The 15,974-nt window shown below is 69.4% G+C and carries 14 protein-coding genes; 8 read left to right on the top strand and 6 right to left on the bottom strand.

Features of this window, described 5'->3' with window-relative positions; all coding sequences use genetic code 11:
• Window positions 1–1,011, top strand: a complete 1,011-nt coding sequence (gene glsA / locus ACFYRU_RS18700; RefSeq protein ID WP_387660167.1) for a glutaminase A — start codon at window positions 1–3, stop codon at window positions 1,009–1,011.
• Here the strand turns inward: glsA and ACFYRU_RS18705 are convergent.
• Genes ACFYRU_RS18705 through ACFYRU_RS18715 form a run of 3 tightly spaced genes read right to left on the bottom strand, consistent with a single transcriptional unit; the run spans window position 976 to window position 4,988 of the window.
• Window positions 976–2,067, bottom strand: coding sequence for a S1C family serine protease (locus ACFYRU_RS18705; protein ID WP_387660170.1), 1,092 nt, complete (start codon window positions 2,065–2,067; stop codon window positions 976–978). The genes glsA and ACFYRU_RS18705 overlap by 36 nt on opposite strands.
• Window positions 2,054–3,943: a hypothetical protein gene (locus ACFYRU_RS18710; protein WP_387660173.1), complete on the bottom strand. Its 1,890-nt coding sequence runs from the start codon at window positions 3,941–3,943 to the stop codon at window positions 2,054–2,056. The genes ACFYRU_RS18705 and ACFYRU_RS18710 overlap by 14 nt, the downstream gene beginning before the upstream one ends.
• A 4-nt stretch (window positions 3,944–3,947) precedes the next feature.
• Complete coding sequence (locus ACFYRU_RS18715; RefSeq protein ID WP_387660176.1) at window positions 3,948–4,988, bottom strand: lysylphosphatidylglycerol synthase domain-containing protein; 1,041 nt, start codon at window positions 4,986–4,988, stop codon at window positions 3,948–3,950.
• Window positions 4,989–5,098: 110 nt separating this feature from the next.
• Here ACFYRU_RS18715 and ACFYRU_RS18720 point away from each other — a divergent pair, with 110 nt between their 5' ends.
• From ACFYRU_RS18720 to ACFYRU_RS18730, 3 genes are all read left to right on the top strand, one after another.
• The gene (locus tag ACFYRU_RS18720; protein WP_387660179.1) at window positions 5,099–5,314 is read left to right on the top strand and encodes a hypothetical protein; all 216 of its coding nucleotides are present in this window, start codon (window positions 5,099–5,101) and stop codon (window positions 5,312–5,314) included.
• A 131-nt stretch (window positions 5,315–5,445) separates the two neighbouring features.
• Window positions 5,446–6,459: a hypothetical protein gene (locus ACFYRU_RS18725; protein WP_387660182.1), complete on the top strand. Its 1,014-nt coding sequence runs from the start codon at window positions 5,446–5,448 to the stop codon at window positions 6,457–6,459.
• Between the two features lie 82 nt (window positions 6,460–6,541).
• Window positions 6,542–7,378 carry a glycosyltransferase family A protein gene (locus tag ACFYRU_RS18730; protein ID WP_387660184.1) on the top strand — a complete coding sequence of 279 codons (837 nt, stop codon included), beginning with the start codon at window positions 6,542–6,544 and terminating at the stop codon, window positions 7,376–7,378.
• A 33-nt stretch (window positions 7,379–7,411) separates the two neighbouring features.
• Here ACFYRU_RS18730 and ACFYRU_RS18735 read toward each other — a convergent pair whose 3' ends face one another.
• A complete protein-coding gene (locus tag ACFYRU_RS18735; protein ID WP_387660187.1) occupies window positions 7,412–9,103 on the bottom strand; it encodes an MFS transporter in 1,692 nt (563 codons plus the stop codon).
• Window positions 9,104–9,202: 99 nt separating this feature from the next.
• Here ACFYRU_RS18735 and ACFYRU_RS18740 point away from each other — a divergent pair, with 99 nt between their 5' ends.
• The 3 genes from ACFYRU_RS18740 to aqpZ all read left to right on the top strand — a co-directional run bounded on the left by ACFYRU_RS18740 (window position 9,203) and on the right by aqpZ (window position 12,455).
• The gene (locus ACFYRU_RS18740) at window positions 9,203–9,895 is read left to right on the top strand and encodes a TetR/AcrR family transcriptional regulator (protein ID WP_387660190.1); all 693 of its coding nucleotides are present in this window, start codon (window positions 9,203–9,205) and stop codon (window positions 9,893–9,895) included.
• A gap of 78 nt (window positions 9,896–9,973) precedes the next feature.
• Complete coding sequence (locus ACFYRU_RS18745; protein WP_387660193.1) at window positions 9,974–11,617, top strand: DUF4091 domain-containing protein; 1,644 nt, start codon at window positions 9,974–9,976, stop codon at window positions 11,615–11,617.
• A gap of 73 nt (window positions 11,618–11,690) precedes the next feature.
• Window positions 11,691–12,455 carry an aquaporin Z gene (aqpZ, locus tag ACFYRU_RS18750; protein WP_387660196.1) on the top strand — a complete coding sequence of 255 codons (765 nt, stop codon included), beginning with the start codon at window positions 11,691–11,693 and terminating at the stop codon, window positions 12,453–12,455.
• A gap of 8 nt (window positions 12,456–12,463) precedes the next feature.
• Here aqpZ and ACFYRU_RS18755 read toward each other — a convergent pair whose 3' ends face one another.
• Window positions 12,464–13,450 (bottom strand): SDR family oxidoreductase, encoded by a 987-nt coding sequence (locus tag ACFYRU_RS18755; RefSeq protein ID WP_387660199.1) that lies wholly within the window; start codon window positions 13,448–13,450, stop codon window positions 12,464–12,466.
• A gap of 110 nt (window positions 13,451–13,560) precedes the next feature.
• Here ACFYRU_RS18755 and ACFYRU_RS18760 point away from each other — a divergent pair, with 110 nt between their 5' ends.
• A complete protein-coding gene (locus ACFYRU_RS18760; protein ID WP_387660202.1) occupies window positions 13,561–15,096 on the top strand; it encodes a CehA/McbA family metallohydrolase in 1,536 nt (511 codons plus the stop codon).
• 12 nt (window positions 15,097–15,108) lie between these two features.
• On the opposite strand, the gene ACFYRU_RS18765 is transcribed toward ACFYRU_RS18760, so the two are convergent.
• Window positions 15,109–15,972, bottom strand: coding sequence for an alpha/beta fold hydrolase (locus ACFYRU_RS18765; RefSeq protein ID WP_387660205.1), 864 nt, complete (start codon window positions 15,970–15,972; stop codon window positions 15,109–15,111).
• Window positions 15,973–15,974: the final 2 nt, after the last annotated feature.

Consider the following 15,974-nt stretch of genomic DNA (forward strand, 5'->3'; position numbering starts at 1 on the left):
ATGTCCAGGTACGTCTCGACGGGAGGCCTGCCCGCGGCGCCGATGATCGCGGAGCTGGTCCGCACGGCGTACGAGCGGTTCCGTGACGTCGGCGACGGCGAGGTGTCGGACGTGTATCCGGCGTTGTCCGCCACCGATCCGGAGCGCTTCGGGATCTGCGTCGCGTCGACCGACGGGCGGCTGTTCGAGGCGGGCGACGCACGCCGGGCGTTCACGATCATGAGCGTCGCCAAGCCGTTCGTCTTCGCGCTGATCTGTCAGGCGGTCGGCGTCGGGACCGTCCGTGAACTGGTCGGGGTCAACGCGACCGGGCTGCCGTTCAACTCGGTGCAGGCCGTCGAGTCGGCACCGGCCGGGCGGACGAATCCGATGGTGAACCCAGGCGCGATCGCGACCACGAGCCTGACACCGGGCGACTCGCTCGCCGCCCGTTGGCGGTTCATCGCCGACGGCCTGTCCCGTTTTGCCGGTCGTGACCTCGAGCTCGACCAGGACGTGCTCAGGTCGGCACTGGCCACGAATCACCGCAACCGTGCGCTGGCAGCACTGCTGAAGAGCGTCGGCGGTCTGGACGGCGATCCTGCTGACGCGACCGAGTTGTACACCAGGCAGAGCTGTTTGAGTGTGGCGGCGACGGACCTCGCGGTGATGGGTGCGACGCTCGCGGACGGCGGGGTGTGCCCCCTGACGCAGGAACGGGTGGTCGATGCGGATGTCGCCCGGGTGACGCTGGTGGTGATGGCGATCGCGGGGCTGTACGAGACGTCGGGCGACTGGTTGCTCGACGTCGGCGTACCTGGGAAGAGCGGGATCGGCGGCGGCATCGTGACGGTGTCGCCCGGTAAGGGAGCCCTGGGGACGTTCGGGCCGCGACTGGACCGGGCCGGCAACAGCGTCCGGGGTCAGCTGGCCGCGCGGTTCCTGGCCCGGGAGCTCGGCCTCGACCTGCTTGCCTCACAACCGGTTCCGCTCGCGTCAGGGGGCGCCCAGGGTGAGCGTGGTGGTGGCTGAGGTGCCGGCTCGCTCGTAGGTCAGTTCGATGGCGTCACCAACGTTTCGGGTCAGCGTGGCGACCACGATCTGTTCGCTGCTGACCGCGGCAGCGCCGTCGATCTTGGTGATGACGTCGCCGGGCTGCAGGCCGGCTTTCGTGCCAGGGCCGGTCGCGGCGAGGACGAAGAGTCCGGACGGCGAGCCGGACGCCTTGGCGAGCGCCGGCGGGATCTCCTGAACCTGCAGCCCGGTCGTGGGGTGGCTGGGCTTGCCGGTCTTGATCAGCTGGTCGGCGATCGGGTTCGCGAGGTCGATCGGGATCGCGAAGCCGAGGCCGACGCTTCCGCCGCCGCTGACGCCGGCCGCGTTCGGTACGGTCGCGATCGCCGCGTTGACCCCGACGAGCTTCCCGGCGCAGTCGACCAGGGCGCCGCCGCTGTTGCCGGGGTTGATGGCCGCGTCGGTCTGGATGGCACCGATCAGGTGATGCGTGACGGTGTCGCCGGGGACAGGTACGTACCGGTCGAGCGCGCTGATGATTCCCGACGTCACCGTACTCGCGAGCCCGAGCGGAGCGCCGAGTGCGACGACCGGCTGTCCGACCTTGAGGTCGGCCGACGAGCCTAGGCCGATCACAGGCCGGCCCTTCGCCTCGTCGGAGGCCTTCAGTACCGCGAGGTCGGTGCTCGGGTCGCGGCCGACGATGGTCGCGGCGGTGCTGTGACCGTCGCTGTACTGGACAGAGACGGTGCCGCCGCCGGCCGCCGGTGAGATGACGTGGTCGTTGGTGAGGATGTACCCGCCGTCGCGGAACACCTGGCCCGAGCCCGTACCTGCCTGGTTGCCCCGGCTCGCCGCGATCGTGACGATCGACGGCAGGACCTGGTCGGCGACCGGGATCGCCGGGCACATCGCGGTACTGGCATCGCCGGTCCTTGGCGAGGCGTTCGCCGTACTGCCGTTGTGGCGGACGCTGACGACGATCAGCGCGATAACCAGGGCGGCGACGATCACACCCTCCGCGATCGCGACGATCGGCAGCCAGGAGGGCTGTTGCGGATCAGCCTGGGACATCACGACCTCCGGTGACGAGAGCGGGCGACTCCGACGCGGTGCGGTCGAAGTACAGGTAGACCACGGCGGCCGCGATCAGCGGTGCGGCGACGGCGAAGAGGAGCGACGAGATCACGTTGATCAGCGTGGGCGGCCAGTCCGTGGCGAGCAGCAGGACGACTCCCACGATCGGCCCGACCGCCAGCCCGAGCCCGACGACGATCGCGAGCGGTCCCGCGTTTCGCCACCATCGACGCCGGACCAGCAGCCGGCTGCGTCGCAGCGCCGTACTCGCGGAGATCCGTTCGGCCATCACCGCGGGGACGGCGAACGCGCGGCTGACCGCGTAGTAGACAGCGACTGGGATGGTCGCGACGAAGAACGTCAGTACGGCGATGACGACGATGTATCGCACCGCCGTCGCGGCCAACGGGCGGGCCTGCGTTCGTACGTCCTGGACGACGAACGCGGCCGTGACCGGGACATGCCGGTCCAGCCGGTCGAGTGTCGACGTGACGGCGGCCAGGAGCAGGACGTACGCCGCGACGGTGAGCGCCGTGACGGCGAGGGCGACCAGTGAAGCCCAGAAGCCGGTCGCGTTCTGGGTCGGGGCGCCGAGGTCGGTGGGCGCGTTGTGCCTGGCCGCCTGCAGTTCGGCCAGGCCGAGCGTCGTCAGGCCGAGGACCGCGAAGGCCGCGGCGAATCCTCCGAACAGGCGTGGTCGTTGGCCGAACAACCGGAGCGCGGCGACCACCGCCTGGCCCCAAGCGCGCCGCCGGCGGGCGGGCAGCGGTGCGGCATCGCTCCAGCGCGTCCGGCTGGCGGCGAACCAGACGAGTACGACGACCGCCGCCAGGATCAGGCCGAGCAGCCAGAGCCGGTCGAGGGTCTCGCGGAGCAGGTTCGATCCGGTGCGGACCGCCGTACAGAAGACACCGGTGCCGCTCGGTCCGAGCAGCCGGCCGGCCGGGACCGTCGTACTGTCGTCGCGCCAGGTCGTCTCGGCGTCCTGCACCGGCCGCGTCCAGGACGCCTTCATGTTCGGGCCGGTCGGTCCGTCGAAGAACGACGCCTGCCGTTCGCCCCACCGGCCTTCGAATCCGAGCCAGGGAAACTGCTTCAGGTAGTCCGCCCGCGCCATCGGCACGTACGCCACCTGCGGGCGCAGCTCGGTCGCAGGTCTGGTCGTGTCGTCGCAGCCGAGACCTTCCGAGCCACGGCCCAGGTAGAGGCGCTGACCGTACTTGTTCGCATGCGACCCGGCGGCCGGATAGACGACCGGATGCGTGCCGTCGACGATCTCGAGCTTGGCGTCGCCCCAGCGCGCCCGCTCGGCGCCACCGTGCTGGCTGTACCCGATCGCGACCGGACTCGTCGTCAGCGCGGCCGCTGGTGTCGGCGCGTCGAAGACGAGCTGGACCGATTCCCAGTCGCCCTCGTGGGTGTTGTTGTAGTCGTTGAAGACGTAGAAGAACCAGTACTCCAAGGACAGCTGGTCCGGGAACGCCGGATCCTCGACCACATGGGCGTACGTCGTCGCCGGATGGTTGCTGTTGATCCGCGCGGACCATTCGGCATAGTCGCAGCCCGGACGGAGCGGATCGCCGGGGAAGTCGAGGAAGTGGCCGGGGTAGCCGTGCACGAGGTCGGTGCCCTCCGGTTGGGTCTTGACCAGGTCGGGCGGTCGCCACGGCCCCCGGAGAGCGACCTGCTGGTCGCCCAGGACGGCCTGCACATCGGTCGGCTGGAACTGCTCGCCGCTGGTGCAGTTCGGGCCGGCCTTCTGCAACCTGACGACGGGGGAGTAGCGATCGGCCAGCGTCTGCGCCGCGATGTCGTCCGGTGGGACCGACCCGCCGAAGAGGACCGTGGCCAGGGCGAACGCCGTCACCATCATGAGGTCACCCGTTCCAGGTGAGCCGCCGCCAGATCAGGACCGTGAGCAGCCCGACGACGACCGGCAACAGCTGTACGGCGACCCGCCAGACCAGCAGCCCGGCGACGAGGTCTGTCGTCTCGATGGCGCTGTGGTCGGACACGAACGCCGCGAAGGTGGCGTCCATGACACCCGCGCCCATCAGCGGCAGCCCGGTCAGCGGATAGATCACCATGAAGCTGCAGAACATGACGACCACGGTTGGGCCGTCCAGGTGCACTCCGACGAAAGCCACACACAGGACGAGTACGCCGGCCTCTACCGCGATCAGCAGCAGTTGGCTGAGTACTGCGAGCAACCCGCGCTGCCGCATCCGCGCCGCGCTGTGCGACTGGAACGACACGAGGCGGTCGGCCCAGACGGCAGGACCTGGACTGCTCCGTCGGACGCGCTGGACGATCCGGCCGAGCAGCCGGCCGATCGTCGCCGCCGTACGTTCGGCACGCAGGGCGTAGAGCAGACCGCCGGCCAGGACGACGGCGCCGGCACCGAAGACCAGGGCCGACCAGGCGAACGGGGCGTAGAAGTCCCGCGCGGCCCAGAAGATCACGAAGCCCAGAACCGGGGCGGCCAACCTCGCGACATAGAAGAGGGTCGTGCTGAGGGCCAGTCCCGATGCCGCGTCGGTGGTGTCGATGTTCCACGACCGCAACATGGCCAGGCGCAGTACGACATCACCGGGCGACGGTGCGACGGTGGCGACCGCCGCGGCCGCGACGTCGCTGATCATGGCCCTCAGGTAACCGAGACCGGCGATCAGGAGCGCGAGTGGAGCCGCGAGGATCGCCCGGCGGAAGACCACGGCGACGAGCAGTACCGCGATCTGCCGGACGCTGAGATGGGTCAGGGCGTGACCGACCTCGCCCCAGTCGACGCCACGGACCAGCCGCAGGAGGAGCCAGGCCACGACGGCGACGAGGACCAGCCGGGTCACCGCCTTCGGGATCTTCCGCCGGGCAGCCGGCTGGGCCGGTATCGCCGGCTGGGGCGAGGAGGACTCGGCCACAGCTTCCAGCCTGCTGACCGGGCGCGCGGCCACCATCCCCCGATCCGGGGGAGCCGGGTTGCCCGGGGCGGGAGAAGAGTCGTGCCGAGGGGTCGTGAAAGGGGCGTCCCATGGGGCATTACGTGATCCGGGTCAAAGGCACCTTGTCGCGCGACCTGATCGAGGCGTTCCCGTCCCTGACCGCCGATCCCGAGCCTCCGCAGACCGTGCTGCACGGCCATCTCGACGACCAGGCGGCGCTGGCCGGCATCCTGAACCACCTCGACATGCTGGGGATCAGCATCGTCGAGGTCCTGCAGGTCCCACCGCCGGCGAACGAGCGCTGAGCCTCAGCGCTCGCGGCCGACGTAGCGGATGACCTCGCAGTCGTCGAGGATGACGAGGCCCTCGTGCCTCATCGTGCTGCCCTCCAGGTGAGTATCGTGATCGGACAAGTCCATCACGAGGGAAGCCGCCCATGCTGAAAGTTCTTCGTGCTGTTTTGCTGACGTGTGTCGTGCTGACGGGGGTTGCGGCGCCGGCCGTGGCGTCGACCTCCGCGGCGTCGGATCCCGCGCGTGCTCAGTTGCGGGGGATCGTGGAGAACGTTGCCGGTGCCACCGGCAAGCGGTACGGCGTGAAGGACGACGCCGGGCATGTGATGGATACCGTCAAGATCATCCAGGATTCCACCGGTGGGTATCTGGCGGTCTCGCACCACCTGGCGTCGGACGGACACTTCCGGGTGAATCTGGCGACGTCGACCGATCTCCTGAACTGGCACTGGGTGCGGGAGTTGGCGGGCAGCAACACCGGGCCCGCCTCGCAGCCGACGATCATCCAGGCGTCCAACGGCGGGTTCGTGCTCGGGTGGGAGCAGGAGCAGCCCGGCGGCGGCAACAACCACCTCGCCTTCCGGTACTTCGCGAGTCGTACGGACCTCCTGGCCGGCAAGGTCAGCCGCTCGTACGACGCACCGCGCACCCTCTCGTCCTGTGCTGAGGGGACGCCGAACATCTACAGCGTCACGTTGTCGCCCGACATCGACCACTCGACGATCGACATCGGCGGCCACTACTGGTGGAACTGCGACCGCGACCGCCAGCAGCGCGGCACGCTGACCAACTTCACGTCGTGGTCCACCTCCGCCCAGCCGAACTTCGACAACGCGCTGCTCTACTGGGGTGTCGGCGGCAACATCGGCGACCGCGACAACACCACCTTCCAGGGGTACAAGTTCGGGTTGATCGAAGGCCAGTACACGAAGGGCGACTTCGGGTCCTGGCGGACGTTCGTGTACGACTACCAGACCGGCAACGCGGACCGTACCGCGATCACCACCGACGGCGGCAGTACGGCGTTCGCGAACCCGACCATCACCAACCTGAAGGCACCCAACGGGCAACCGGCGTTCGTCGTCACGCTGTTCGTCCCGAGCGAAGGCGCCGCCCCGGGCGAGTCCGGCGAACTCATCTACTACAAGACATACTGACGGCTCTCAGCGTTCCCTCAGTGCTCGCTCGCAAGGATGACCATCGTCCTGCTCAGCGCGCGCGACCGGAGAGGCAGAGAGCATGGGTGGGCCGAGGTTCAGTGTGGTCATCCCCGCCTACAACGAGGAGCGGTGGATCGGGGAGTGCCTGGAGTCGCTGTGCCGGCAGGACTTCACCGGCGGCTACGAGGTGATCGTGGTCGACAACAACTGCACCGACCGGACGGCCGAGATCGCTCGCGGGTACGGCGCGACCGTCGTCGCCGAGCCGACGCCGGGGGTGTGCGCGGCGCGGAACCGCGGCACGCAGGCGGCGCGTGGTGAGATCGTGGTGTCGACCGACGCCGACACCGTGTTCGACTCCGGATGGCTCGCGGGGATCGACCGGCGGTTCCGGCAGTCGCCGGAGCGGGTCGCGGTCGCGGGACCGTGCCGCTATCCCGACGGGCCGTGGTGGGGCAAGGTGTACGTCCGGGTGCTGTTCGAGGGCGTCCACCTGACGTACCAACTGACCGGCCGGGTCGGGTACGTCACCGCGACCAACATCGCGTTCCGCAAGGACGCCTGGACCGGGTACGACGTGACCGGTACGCAGGGTGCCGACGAACTCGGGCTGCTCCGCGAGTTGAGGTCGCGCGGCGAGGTCGCCTTCGACCGCGGCAACGCGACCTCGACCTCGGCCCGCCGGCTCGCGCAGGGGCTGACGTACAACGTGGTCGTGTCCTTCCTGTACTACTACGCACTCGCCGTGATGCTGAACCGGATGGCCGGCCGTACCGTGATCGGCACAGCGCCGTGTTTCCGGACCGACCGGGCCTGGCCGCCGGCGCGCCGGTACCGGGCCAGGCTGGTGGCGATCGGCTGGCTGGTCGTCGCCGCGGCCGCGACCGTGCTGACCGATCGCCTGATCGACAGTTGATGTGCAGGGCAACGAAGCCCCCAGACATCAGGGTCAGCCGAAGTAGACCTCGGTCTGGGTGATCTGGCCGGCTCGGGTTCGGAGTACGCCGTAGCCGGTGGCGACGGTGGCGGCCGCGTCGGTGAGGTTCCAGCTGTACAAGGTTGTGTCGTGGTGCGTGTGGATCACCTTGTCCAGCTGGAGCCGGAGGGCTCCGAGTTTCGCGCGGGACCGGCCGATCGCGGTGATCGCCGCGTCCCGGCCGTCGGCGGTCCAGTCCGGGTCGACCATCCGGACCTCCTTGTCGAGCAGGTTCTGCAGGCGAGTCGAGCGGCTGTCGTCGTCGGCGTCGTTCCAGGCGGCGAAGTATTCGGTCACGAGGTCGGGCATGGGGGTTCCTTTCGGTGTAAGGGATTTGGTGAGGACGGTGGCGACGAGGCAGACCGCGGCCGCGGTGAGCATCGCCGTGCGGAGGCCGTCGAGCAGGTTGGCAGGACCGCTTGCGATCGCGACCAGTACGGCGAGGCCGAGTGCGCCGCCGATCTGCTGGGCGGTGGTGGCCATCGCGGACGCGGTGCCTTGCTCGCCTGGCTGTACGCCGCTCGCGGCGGTGGCGAACATCGCGGGGAACGTGATCCCGCCGCCGATGCCCCAGACGACCAGTCCGGGCGCGACCGTCCAGATCGACCCGTTGCGCAGCATGCCGAGCGCGAGGATCGCGAGGCCGACCCCGTTGACGGCCAGCCCGATCAGCAGCGTGCGAGCGAATCCCCACCGCGCGATGAGTGGGGCGGTCGCCCGCAGTGACGCGGTGGCCGAGACGATCGTCAACGGAAGGAAGGCCAGGCCGGCCGCGAGCGGACTGAAGCCGATGACGTTCTGCAGGTACGACGTGAAGAGGTAGTACGCCCCGCCCAGCGCGGTCTGGAAGAACAGGATCACCAGCATGGTGCGGACCAGGCTGCGTGACTTCAGCAACCGCAGTGGGACCAGCGGTGCGTTCGTCCGCCCCTCGACGTACCTGAAGAGTCCGAGCAGTACGGCGCCGGCGATCAGCGCACCGCAGCCGCGGAGCGAGAGCCATCCGACCTGTGGGCCGTTCACCAGCCCGAGTACCAGCAGCGAGGACCCGGCCGTGACCAGCACGGCTCCGAGCAGGTCGAACCCTTCGGTACGGGTCGCACGTCGTTGCACCGGGATCACCCGGAGCGTCGCGAGCGCGACAAGGAGGCCGATCGGGACCATGACGAAGAAGACCCAGCGCCAGCCCCACGTGTCGGTGAGGACCCCGCCCAGTAATGCGCCCGCGGCGAGTCCGGCACTGCCTGCGCTGCCCCAGACGGCGAGCGCTTTGTTGCGTGTGGCCCCTTCTTCGAACGTGGTACCGATCAGGGCGAGGGAGGCCGGGCTGAGCAGCGCGCCACCGAGGCCTTGGACGGCACGAGCGGCGATGAGCAGCCCGTCGTTGCCGGCGAGACCCGCACCCAGCGAAGCCAGGCCGAACAGTGTCAGACCGAGCGCGAACATCCGGCGGGCGCCGAGCAGATCAGCCGCCCGGCCGCCGAAGAGCAGGAACCCACCGAAGCCGACGGCGTACGCCGTGACCACCCACTGCAGGTTCTGTGGTCCGAAGGCGAGCGCCCGCCCGATCTCCGGTAGTGCGACATAGACGATGTTGTAGTCGAGCGCGACCAGGAACTGACCGAGCGCGAGCACGATCAGCTGGAGCGCGGGAGATTTCCTCACGGTGATTCCTCGAAGGTGATTGATGCACGCCGAGCAAAGATTGAACGGCGTGTAGGAACTGCACGGAGCATAAAACATGCTCGGTGTAGAGTGTCAACTGTGACCGAGGCGACGACGACCAGGCGGGCGCGGCTGCGCGCGCAGACCACGGCCGAGATCAAGGACGTCGCGCTCCGGGCGCTGACCGAGCACGGCGCGGCCGGGATCTCGCTCCGGGCGATCGCCCGCGACATGGGGATGACCGCGGGCGCGATCTACAGCTACTTCGAGACCCGGGACGCGCTGATCACGGCGCTGATGGTCGACATCCACAACGCGCTCGCGGACGCGGAACTCGCCGCGTACACGGCGGCCCCGGCCGACGACGCGGCGGCGCAGTTGCATGCGGTCGCGACTGCGTACCGCGAATGGGCAGTGGCGAACGTCGCCGAGTTCCAGCTGATCTACGGCGACCCGATTCCCGGCTATCAGATGCCGGCCGACGGTCCCGCCCGGGAGGCCGCGCACCGGGCGTGCATCCTGCTGACCGGGATCGTCGCACTGGGCTGGAAGCCGGCCGCCCGCCGTGACGCGATCACCTGGGCCGACCTCGATCCGGTGCTGGCGGCCGAAGTGCGGCAGGCGTACCCGGAGTTGCCGCCCGCGGCGCTCGCGCTGTCGATCCGGGTCTGGGCCCGGATCCATGGGCTGGTGACGCTGGAGATCTACGGCCACCTCACCAACCTGACGCCGCGACCCGAAGCGGTCTTTGCCGCCGACGTCGCGGCGCTGCTCGAGGATCTCAACTGGTAGATCGGGCTTTGTGCGTTGGTGCGCGTATCTGCATGATTGGGGCAGGATTACGCAGCCTAGGCCGGAGGAGTGGTCCGATTGACCGCGACGTGGGAGTTCGTGTTGTGCGACGCGCTGGTGAAGGTTCATCCGGTGCGGGATCCGCGGCCGGCTGCGGAGGCGAAGTTCCAGGCGTTTCTGGGGGAGCCGGCGTCGTTCCAGTTGGCGTACCGGCCGCCGCTCGATCCCGGGTTCCGGGATCCGACGCCGCTGAACGTACGAGTGGAGGGCGCGGCGGCGGATCTGGTCGCGGTGTCGGCGGTGGATCTGGTGCCGTGTGCGTTCGTGGCGTTGCCGGGGCATGACGACGGCTACGAGTTCGACGAGCCGGGGCTGTACCCGGACGTCCTGCGCCCGGTCGCCGATGGCGAGGCATGGGTGCGGTTCGGGAGCTGGAGCGCGTTGTGGTTCGACGTGACCACGACGGATCCGGCGCGAGCCGGGGTGCATGAGGTCACGGTGGTGATCGACGCTCCGGACGGGTCCGAGCTGCATCGGGTCTCGGTCGGCGTGGAGATCACCGGGATCGAGTTGCCGCCGCTCGACATCGTGTCGAGTCACTGGATGCACCTCGACGCGCTCGCGGACCACTACGGCGTCGAGGTGTTCGGCGAGGAGCACTGGGCGCTGGTCGAGCGGTTCATGGCCTCCGCGGTCGAGATGGGTGCGACCTCGCTGCTCGCCCCGGTCTGGACGCCGCCGCTGGACACCGCTGTCGGCACGTACCGGACCGTCGTCCAGCTCGTCGACATCACCCGGACGGGCGGCGGGTACGAGTTCGGCTTCGAGAAGCTGCAGCGCTGGCTCGACGTGTGCCGCCGTACGGGCATCCGCGGCGTCGAGGTCGCGCACCTGTTCACGCAATGGGGTGCGCGGGCGACGCCGGGCATCGTCGTCGACGGGGAGCGCGCGTTCGGGTGGGACGTCGCGGCGACCGACCCGCAGTACCGGGCGTTGCTGGAGGCGCTGCTGCCTGCGCTGCAGGCAGTGCTGGACGAGGAGTGGGACCGCGAGTACGTGGTGTTCCACATCTCCGACGAGCCGTCGGGCGACGAGGGGCTGGCGAGCTACCTGGCGGCGAAGGCCGTCGTCGCGGATCTCCTCAAGGGCTGGACGGTGGTCGACGCGCTGAGCGAGCACTCGTTCTACACCTCGGGCGCCGTACCGGTGCCGATCGTCGCGACCGACCACGTCGAACCGTTCCTCGCGCAACGTCCGGAGCGGCTGTTCGTGTACTACTGCGTCAGCCAGGACCGCGACGTCGCGAACCGCTTCGTCGGGATGCCGTCGGCCCGCAACCGCGCGATCGGGCACCAGTTGTTCGCGTCGGGGGTGGACGGGTTCCTGCACTGGGGCTTCAACTTCTGGTACACCTGGCACGCCCTGCGCCGGATCGACCCGTTCGCCGACACGTCGGCGGGCGGCGCGTTCCCGTCCGGCGACGCGTTCGCCGTCTATCCGGGTCCGGACGGTACGCCGTGGCCGTCGATCCGGCACCGTGTGTTCGCCCAGGCGATGTGGGACCACCGCGCGCTCCAGGCCGTCCGCGATGCCCACGGCAACGACACCGCCCTCGACCTCGTCGACCCCGACCGCAGCCTGCGCTTCGACCGCCCGGTCCTCGATCCCGCGCATTACTACGCCACCCGCCGGAGAATGGTGGATACCTTGCGCTCTGTTTGACTGATTGTTACGCCTTGATGGCTTACTGTGATTGGAATGCTCCATTCACTGGAGGGTCATCAAGGAGGCAGTCGTGGATTCACCGAATGCTGCTGCTCGGATCGGTGCGGAGTTTCTCGGGACGTTCTGGCTCGTCTTTGCCGGCTGCGGTGCCGCGGTGCTGTCCGGGGTGGTGCTCACCCCGGACAAGGTCCCGGTCGGAATCGGTTATCTCGGTGTCGCGCTGGCGTTCGGTCTGACCGTGCTGACGATGGCCTTTGCCGTCGGCCACGTTTCCGGCGGGCATTTCAATCCGGCGGTCACGATCGGTCTCGCGGTGGCCAAGCGGATCGAGTGGAAATGGGTGCCGACGTACATCGTCACCCAGGTCGTCGCGGCCAGCGTGGCCGGTGCGATTCTGCTGGCGATTGCCACCGGCAAGGACGGTTTCAGCGCGGTCGACAGCGGATTCGCGAGCAACGGGTACGGTGACCGGTCGCCCGGCGGGTACTCGCTGCTGGCCTGCGCGCTGGTCGAGATCGTACTGACCGCGTTCTTCCTCTACGTGATCCTTGGTGCGACCGACGACCGGGCGCCGAAGGGCTTCGCGCCGATCGCGATCGGGCTCGCGCTGACCCTGATCCACCTGGTCGGCATCCCGGTCACCAACACTTCGGTCAACCCGGCCCGCTCGCTCGGCGTCGCCTGGTTCGCCGGCGGCTCCGCCCTCGGGCAGGTCTGGCTGTTCATCGTGGCGCCGATCGTCGGCGCAGCGATCGCGGGCATCAGTTACGCCGCGATCACCGGCGCGCATGGCGCCGAGGCCGAGGTGGACGAGGGGGTTGCCAACAATCCGTAGGGGGCCCGTCACTTCGTGTAGCGGGCGATCAGGGTGTCCATCGCCTCGTCCACGGCCCGGTCGATGTGCTGCCGGGACGCGTCCTCGTCGTGCCAGGCGACGATTTCCCGGGCGCCCACCTCGAAGGGGATCGTGGCGACGAAGTCCGGGACCACCTGGCGCAGTTTGGTGTTGTCGAAGACCGCCGAATGGGTCTTGTCACCGAGCAGGGCGGCGCCCCAGCTGGGATGTTCCGCGGCGATGGCGTCGGACGGGACGTGGACGAGCTGCGCGGACGTGCCGGCAGCGGCGGCGAGCGTGTGCGCGATCTGGTCCCAGGTCAGGACGTCGTCGGAGGTGATCTGGAAGACGTCTCCGAGGGTGCGGGGATGGCCGAGCAGCGGCACCAGTCCGCGGGCGAAGTCGCGGTGGTGCGTGAGGGTCCACAACGAACTCCCGTCGCCGTGTACGACGACGGGCCGGCCGCGGCGCATCCGGTCGACGATCGTCCAGCCGCCGTCGAACGGGACGAGCGTACGGTCGTACGTGTGCGAGGGCCGGACGATCGTGGCCGGGAAGCCCTCGTCGCGGTAGCGGGCGGTCAGCAGGTCCTCGCACGCGATCTTGTCGCGGGAGTACTGCCAGTACGGATTCCGCAGCGGAGTCGACTCGGTGATCGGCAGCCGCGCCGGTGGCGTCTGGTATGCCGAGGCGGAGCTGATGAACACGTACTGGCCGACGTGTCCACGCAGTGCGTCGGTGCGGGCCCGCACCTGGTCCGGCGTGAACGCCAGCCAGTCGACCACGACGTCGTACTCCGCCCGGGCGATGTCGGCGAGGGCCGCCGGATCGTTGACGTCGGCGGTGAGCTGCCGCACCTGCGGCGGGAGTGGGCGGACCGAGGTCTTCCCGCGGTTGACGACGGTGAGGTCGAGTCCTGATTCGACCGCCCGCCACGAACAGGCCGAGCTGATGATGCCGGTTCCGCCGAGGAAGAGAACACGCAGAGCAGTCATCCGGATTTGCCCTTCCAGATCGCACGATGGTTGTCCCAAAACTACCGGGTTCGTCATGCGGTCATTTGGGTGTTGCCTGTCGTACGCCGGCGGGTGTTTGTTTCTTACCTATGACTGACGTTGCCATGAATGCCATCACCCGGCGGGGCCTGCTGACCGCGGCCGGCGCCGGGACGATCGTCGCACTGTCGCCGATCAGCTTCGCCGCCGCCGCGACCGGCTCCAGCACCCAGGTGGTCGACGGGCACATCGCGCCAGGGCCGACGGACTTCGTGTACCTGCCGGTCAACATTCCCCGGGGTGTGCAGCAGATCTCGGTCTCCTACAGCTACTCCAAGCCCGCGGTCCCGTCCGGTACGCCGGGCAACTCCTGCGACATCGGGATCTTCGACGCCCGCGGCTTCGACTTCGACGGGTCCGGTTTCCGCGGCTGGTCGGGCGGATTCCGTACGTCGTTCAGCATCAGCCGCACCGAGGCGACCGCTGGGTACCTGCCCGGTGACGTGATGCCCGGTACGTGGCACGTCGTACTCGGCCCGTACCAGGTCGCCCCGCAGGGCCTTGACTACCACGTCGAGGTCACGCTCACGTACGGCGATCCCGGCCCGCGCTACGTACCGTCGTACCCGCCGGCGAAGGCGAAGGGCCGCGGGCGGGACTGGTACCGCGGCGACTGCCACCTGCACACCGTGTACTCCGATGGACGTAACCAGCCCGCGGATGTCGCCGCCGGTGCTCGCGCGGCCGGCCTGGACTTCATGGTGTCGACAGACCACAACACCAGCGCGTCGCACGGCGCGTGGGGTCCGTTGGCCGGCGACGACCTGCTGATCGTCACCGGCGAAGAGGTGACCACGCGCAACGGTCACTGGCTCGCGCTCGGTACGAAGCCGGGTGAGTGGATCGACTGGCGGTTCCGCGCCCGCGACGGGGTCTTCGACCGGATCCAGAGGCAGGTCCACCGCGCCGGCGGGCTGTGCGTGTCGGCGCACCTGTACTGCCCGTGGATCGGCAGCGAGTGGAAGTTCGGGTTCGAAGGACTCGACGCGACCGAGGTGTGGACCGGCCCGTGGGGCTGGGACGACGACGCGGCCGTGTCCACGTGGGCGAACCTGTTGAGTGCCGCCGTACGCGAGAAGAAGCCGTGGCTGCCCGCGATGGGTAACAGCGACGCGCACAACCCGACGAACGTCATCGGTCTGCCGCACAACGTCGTACTCGCCGACGACCTCAGCCGGGACGCGGTGCTCGCGGGTATCCGTGCCGGCAAGAGCTGGATCGCCGAGTCGTCCCACGTGGACCTCGAGTTCACCGCGACGTCCGCGCTCGGACGGAAGGCCGGCATCGGCGAGCGGCTGACGGCCGGGTCGACCGAGCAGGTGACGGTCGGTGTGCGGGTCAGCGGCGTACCGAACGGCACCGTACGGATCCTGACCGACGAGGGTCAGATGCTGCAGAGCAGCCTCGACGCGAGTGGCGCCGGAACGGTGGCCTGGCAGACGACTCCGCAGGCGGCGGCGTTCGTACGGGCCGAGGTCCGGCACCCGCTCGCGGACGGGAGCGCCGGGCACACCTCGATGGACCCGGGGCTCACGTTCGGTCCGATGGCGGCGCTGACGAACCCGATCTTCCTCGGCCGCTCCTGACCCGGACCCGGTTCAGGCCCCGGCGAGTTCGGCCACGATCGCGTCGATGTTCTTCATCAGCGACAGGTGGCCCTCGCCGGGGACCAGGTGCGTGGTTGCGCCTGTGACGTGCTCGCCGAGCCAGCGGCCGTGGTCGCGCGGGACCATCCGGTCCTGGTCGCCCTGCCAGATCGAGACCGGGACCTGGATGCTCGCCAGGTCGACGCCCCAGCCCGCGATGAACGCGAGGTCGTCGTCGCGCCAGCCGTCGTACCCGTGCGACACCGACGCCCGGCAGGACTCGGCCAGGTAGTCGGCGAGCCCGTCCCGCAGCGCCTGCTGGTCGACCGCCGACAGCAGGTCGCCGAACGCGGCGATCACGTCGGCCGGCTGGACGTTCTTCAGGTCCGCGCCCATCTCGGCGAGGAAGGCGTCGAGCGCCTCGACGCTGGTCGCGGCCGCGCCGAACTCGGCAACGTTCTCCGCACCCATCCCGGCCAGCCAGTCCAGCCCGTCGGCGTCGTACGGCGCGACGCCCGCGACGATCGCGGCCGCTCGGCACCGCTCGGGCAGCAGCGCCGCGCAGGCCAGCGCGTGTGGCCCGCCACCCGACCAGCCGATCGTCACGAACCCGTCCGCGTTGATTGCGTCGAGCAACAGACTCACGTCACCCGCGACGTCCGCGACGGTGCGCCCCGGCTGCGGAGTGCTGGTCCGGTATCCGGGCCGGCTGTGCGTCACGAACCGCAGGCCGTACTTCGCCGCCGCCTCAACGAGCGGCTCCAGCACCATGCCGACACCGGGCGTCCCGTGATGCAGCACCAACGGCGTACCACCCGCCGGCCCCGCGACGACGTACTCCAGAACCCGCCCGCCACCTACCTCGAGTGTCTCCACCC

It is taken from the genome of Kribbella sp. NPDC004536 (genome assembly GCF_042873835.1).
Lineage (GTDB): Bacteria > Actinomycetota > Actinomycetes > Propionibacteriales > Kribbellaceae > Kribbella.